Source organism: Tenacibaculum caenipelagi (genome assembly GCF_004363005.1).
Taxonomy (GTDB): domain Bacteria; phylum Bacteroidota; class Bacteroidia; order Flavobacteriales; family Flavobacteriaceae; genus Polaribacter; species Polaribacter caenipelagi.
The window spans coordinates 1-5,686 of the sequence record NZ_SNYH01000008.1 but is presented as its reverse complement, the minus strand read 5'-3'; the positions used below and the strand labels follow the sequence as shown (position 1 = coordinate 5,686).

The following is a 5,686-nucleotide window of genomic DNA, read 5'->3' as shown; positions in this document are numbered from 1 at the left end:
AAAAAAAACCTCAATCTAATAAAAGATTGAGGTTTAAAAGAAAGGCAACGACCTACTCTCCCACCAGTGGCAGTACCATCGGCGCTAATGGGCTTAACTTCTCTGTTCGGAATGGTAAGAGGTGAGCCCCATTGCGATAATCACCTTAAATCGTTGCAGTATATTTCAACTGTAAAAGTTAACATATTAGTAAAATCATATCATAAATTATCAAAGAGTTTGCTCCCGGTCACAAGGACCGGGAAACGTACATAAGCCTATGGGTTATTAGTACTACTCGGCTACATACATTACTGCACTTACACCTATAGCCTATCAACGTGGTGATCTTCCACGACCCTTTAAAGAAATCTCATCTTGTGGTGGGTTTCGCGCTTATATGCTTTCAGCGCTTATCCCTTCCCGACGTAGCTACTCTGCAGTGCCCCTGGCGAGACAACAGATACACTAGAGGTCAGTCCAACTCGGTCCTCTCGTACTAAAGTCAGATCCACTCAAATTTCTAACGCCCACAGCAGATAGAGACCGAACTGTCTCACGACGTTCTGAACCCAGCTCGCGTGCCACTTTAATGGGCGAACAGCCCAACCCTTGGGACCTTCTCCAGCCCCAGGATGTGACGAGCCGACATCGAGGTGCCAAACCCCCCCGTCGATGTGAGCTCTTGGGGGAGATCAGCCTGTTATCCCCGGAGTACCTTTTATCCTTTGAGCGATGGCCCTTCCATGCGGAACCACCGGATCACTATGCTCTACTTTCGTACCTGATCGACCTGTATGTCTCTCAGTCAAGCTCCCTTATGCCATTGCACTCTACGCACGGTTACCAAGCGTGCTGAGGGAACCTTTAGAAGCCTCCGTTACTCTTTTGGAGGCGACCACCCCAGTCAAACTACCCACCACGCACTGTTCTCATTGCTGAGTTAGGCTCTAGATAAGCAAAGGGTGGTATTTCAAGGATGACTCCACAACGCCTAGCGACGCCGCTTCAAAGTCTCCCACCTATCCTACACATTACTTATCCAAAGTCAATACGAAGCTATAGTAAAGGTTCACGGGGTCTTTTCGTCCCGCTGCGGGTAATCGGCATCTTCACCGATACTACAATTTCACCGAGCTCATGGCTGAGACAGTATCCAGATCGTTGCACCATTCGTGCAGGTCGGAACTTACCCGACAAGGAATTTCGCTACCTTAGGACCGTTATAGTTACGGCCGCCGTTTACTGGGGCTTCATTTGATTGCTTCGCCGAAGCTAACAACTCCACTTAACCTTCCAGCACCGGGCAGGTGTCAGGCCTTATACATCATCTTTCAATTTAGCAAAGCCCTGTGTTTTTGATAAACAGTCGCCTGGATCTTTTCACTGCGGCCCTACCGGAGTAGGGCGACTCTTCTCCCGAAGTTACGAGTCTATTTTGCCTAGTTCCTTAGCCATGAATCTCTCGAGCACCTTAGAATTCTCATCCCAACTACCTGTGTCGGTTTACGGTACGGGTTCTTATAATCTGAAGCTTAGAGGTTTTTCTTGGAAGCCTTTAGGCACACTATCCACGCATCCGAAGACTTGTGGTACTATCGTACTTCAGCTAGATCTGCGGATTTGCCTACAAATCTAATACCTACATACTTCAACGAACTATTCCGTCAGTTCGCGGTGCTTTCATTACTCCGTCACCCCATCGCAATTATAAGAAGTACAGGAATATTAACCTGTTGTCCATCGACTACTCCCTTCGGATTCGCCTTAGGTCCCGACTAACCCTCAGCTGATTAGCATCGCTGAGGAAACCTTAGTCTTTCGGTGAGGGGGTTTCTCGCCCCCTTTATCGTTACTTATGCCTACATTTTCTTTTCTATACGTTCCAGCATGCCTCACAGCACACCTTCAGCACATATAGAATGCTCCCCTACCACTTTAATAAGTCCATAGCTTCGGTAATATGTTTATGCCCGATTATTATCCATGCTCGACCGCTCGACTAGTGAGCTGTTACGCACTCTTTAAATGAATGGCTGCTTCCAAGCCAACATCCTAGCTGTCTGGGCAGTCAAACCTCGTTTTTTCAACTTAACATATATTTGGGGACCTTAGCTGATGGTCTGGGTTCTTTCCCTCTCGGACATGGACCTTAGCACCCATGCCCTCACTGCTGAGAAACATTTTATAGCATTCGGAGTTTGTCAGGAATTGGTAGGCGGTGAAGCCCCCGCATCCAATCAGTAGCTCTACCTCTATAAAACTTTGTCTCAACGCTGCACCTAAATGCATTTCGGGGAGTACGAGCTATTTCCGAGTTTGATTGGCCTTTCACCCCTACCCACAGGTCATCCAAAGACTTTTCAACGTCAACTGGTTCGGTCCTCCACTGTGTGTTACCACAGCTTCAACCTGCCCATGGGTAGATCACTCGGTTTCGCGTCTACTACTACTAACTAAAGTCGCCCTATTCAGACTCGCTTTCGCTTCGGCTCCGATCCTTAAAATCTTAACCTTGCTAGTAACAGTAACTCGTAGGCTCATTATGCAAAAGGCACGCCGTCACACAGTAAATGTGCTTCGACCGCTTGTAGGCGTACGGTTTCAGGTTCTCTTTCACTCCCTTACTTAGGGTTCTTTTCACCTTTCCCTCACGGTACTAGTTCACTATCGGTCTTTCAGGAGTATTTAGCCTTACCGGATGGTCCCGGTGGATTCATACAGGATTACACGTGTCCCGCACTACTCAGGGTACTGCTATATCCTCTTCGATTACCTATACGAGACTATCACTCTCTTCGGTTCGTCTTTCCAAACGATTCTAGTTCTCTAAGATTCTAATGTCGCAGCCCTACAACCCCAATATTGCCGTAACAACATTGGTTTGGGCTAATCCGCGTTCGCTCGCCACTACTAACGGAATCACTTTTGTTTTCTCTTCCTCTGGTTACTTAGATGTTTCAGTTCACCAGGTTTGCCCCCTTGCGGGTACTATGTCTTCAACATAGTGGGTTGCCCCATTCGGAAATCTACGGATCTTAAAATATGTGCTTCTCCCCGTAGCTTATCGCAGCTTATCGCGTCCTTCATCGCCTCTGAAAGCCTAGGCATCCTCCATACGCCCTTATTTAGCTTATTGTACTTTTTGCTGTAGTATAAATACTACAACGAGCTCTTTATAATTCTTGTTCTTATAAAAATATTTTGTTAGATATTACTCTAACTCTCTATCTTGATTCTTTACGATATCATTTTACCAATATGTCAATGAACGTTTGGACCTTAGTCCTTGTGGAGAATATCGGAGTCGAACCGATGACCTCTTGCGTGCAAGGCAAGCGCTCTAGCCAGCTGAGCTAATCCCCCTTTTATTTTCAGTAGTCGGTATCAGTTAACAGTTATCAGTTAATTGATGACCTATACGTCAACTTGGGATACCCAACTTCTAAAATTTCCTTTCAACTAATAGCTTAAAATTGTAGTCTCGGGCAGACTCGAACTGCCGACCTCTACATTATCAGTGTAGCGCTCTAACCAGCTGAGCTACGAGACTGTCTCAGACAGCTTAGATATTCTATATCAAACATCTAAAATTTCTCTTTTTTAAGATCTTAATCTAAATTTTTAAAATTAACAGCAAAGAGTAAAATATACCTCTTATGTAACTCACCATCTTTCTCTAGAAAGGAGGTGTTCCAGCCGCACCTTCCGGTACGGCTACCTTGTTACGACTTAGCCCTAGTTACCAGTTTTACCCTAGGCAGCTCCTTGCGGTAACCGACTTCAGGCACCCCCAGCTTCCATGGCTTGACGGGCGGTGTGTACAAGGCCCGGGAACGTATTCACCGGATCATGGCTGATATCCGATTACTAGCGATTCCAGCTTCACGGAGTCGAGTTGCAGACTCCGATCCGAACTGTGATATGGTTTATAGATTCGCTCCTATTCGCATAGTGGCTGCTCATTGTCCATACCATTGTAGCACGTGTGTAGCCCAGGACGTAAGGGCCGTGATGATTTGACGTCATCCCCACCTTCCTCACGGTTTGCACCGGCAGTCTCGCTAGAGTCCTCAGCATTACCTGCTAGCAACTAACGATAGGGGTTGCGCTCGTTATAGGACTTAACCTGACACCTCACGGCACGAGCTGACGACAACCATGCAGCACCTTGTAAAGTGTCCGAAGAAAAAGCTATCTCTAGCCCTGTCACTCTACATTTAAGCCCTGGTAAGGTTCCTCGCGTATCATCGAATTAAACCACATGCTCCACCGCTTGTGCGGGCCCCCGTCAATTCCTTTGAGTTTCAATCTTGCGATCGTACTCCCCAGGTGGGACACTTATCACTTTCGCTTAGTCACTGAGCTATTGCCCAACAACTAGTGTCCATCGTTTACGGCGTGGACTACCAGGGTATCTAATCCTGTTCGCTCCCCACGCTTTCGTCCATGAGCGTCAGTATATACGTAGTAGACTGCCTTCGCAATCGGTATTCTATGTAATATCTATGCATTTCACCGCTACACTACATATTCTATCTACTTCCGTATAACTCAAGTCAACCAGTATCAAAGGCAGTTCCATAGTTAAGCTATGGGATTTCACCTCTGACTTAATTGACCGCCTGCGGACCCTTTAAACCCAATGATTCCGGATAACGCTTGCACCCTCCGTATTACCGCGGCTGCTGGCACGGAGTTAGCCGGTGCTTATTCTTACAGTACCGTCAAGGCCGTACACGTACGACGGTTTCTTCCTGTATAAAAGCAGTTTACAACCCATAGGGCAGTCTTCCTGCACGCGGCATGGCTGGTTCAGAGTTGCCTCCATTGACCAATATTCCTCACTGCTGCCTCCCGTAGGAGTCTGGTCCGTGTCTCAGTACCAGTGTGGGGGATAATCCTCTCAGACCCCCTACCTATCGTTGCCATGGTAAGCCGTTACCTTACCATCTAGCTAATAGGACGCATAGTCATCTTGTACCGATAAATCTTTAGCGAGAACGTGATGCCACATCCCCGCATTATGGAGTATTAATCTTCATTTCTAAAGGCTATCCTCCTGTACAAGGCAGATTCTATACGCGTTACGCACCCGTTCGCCGGTCGTCAGCAAAAAAGCAAGCTTTTTCCTGTTACCCCTCGACTTGCATGTGTTAAGCCTGCCGCTAGCGTTCATCCTGAGCCAGGATCAAACTCTTCATTGTATAATCTTTAATATTATAAATGTTAAGTTCCAAAAGAATTTTTAACTTCGTAGAAGTTATGGTTATTCTACTCTTTGTTTTACGCTGTCAATTTCAATATTTTCAATGAACTTGGTGAATCTCTAACGATAAGCGTTAACTCATCTTTTCAATCCAACCTTTTGTAGAAATACTAGACTCGAACTAGTGACCTTACCGTCTTCCAAAATTTCTGTGTTTGTATCGCTTTCTTAAAGCGGATGCAAAATTACAAACTCTTTTTAATCTGACAAAAACTTTTTTAAGTTTTTTTTAAAAGTTTGTTTTTTACACTATTTTAATGAACTGTTTCCCTAAAAATCGGACTGCAAAGATACTCACTTTATCTCTTAATAAACAAGAAAAATTTAAACTATTTTTTAACCTTTTCTTATCGTATCTTAAACCCTATTTTAATGAACTCTTGCTAACTTCTAAGCCTTGCGCTTATCCGTTTGCGGGTGCAAATATAGAACCCTTTT

Annotated in this window: 2 tRNA genes and 3 rRNA genes; all 5 read right to left on the bottom strand. The window is 45.4% G+C overall.

The annotated features are described in order from the left end of the window. Window positions 1-39: 39 nt before the first annotated feature. A 5S ribosomal RNA gene (gene rrf, locus DFQ07_RS15390) occupies window positions 40-148 on the bottom strand. 99 nt (window positions 149-247) lie between these two features. Continuing rightward, window positions 248-3,118, bottom strand: a 23S ribosomal RNA gene (locus DFQ07_RS15385). 153 nt (window positions 3,119-3,271) lie between these two features. Then, window positions 3,272-3,345 (bottom strand) — tRNA-Ala (locus DFQ07_RS15380). Window positions 3,346-3,458: 113 nt separating this feature from the next. Then, a tRNA-Ile gene (locus DFQ07_RS15375) sits at window positions 3,459-3,532 on the bottom strand. Window positions 3,533-3,662: 130 nt separating this feature from the next. After that, a 16S ribosomal RNA gene (locus DFQ07_RS15370) occupies window positions 3,663-5,186 on the bottom strand. The 16S, 23S and 5S rRNA genes sit together here with 2 tRNA genes alongside, the layout of an rRNA operon. Window positions 5,187-5,686 lie beyond the last annotated feature (500 nt).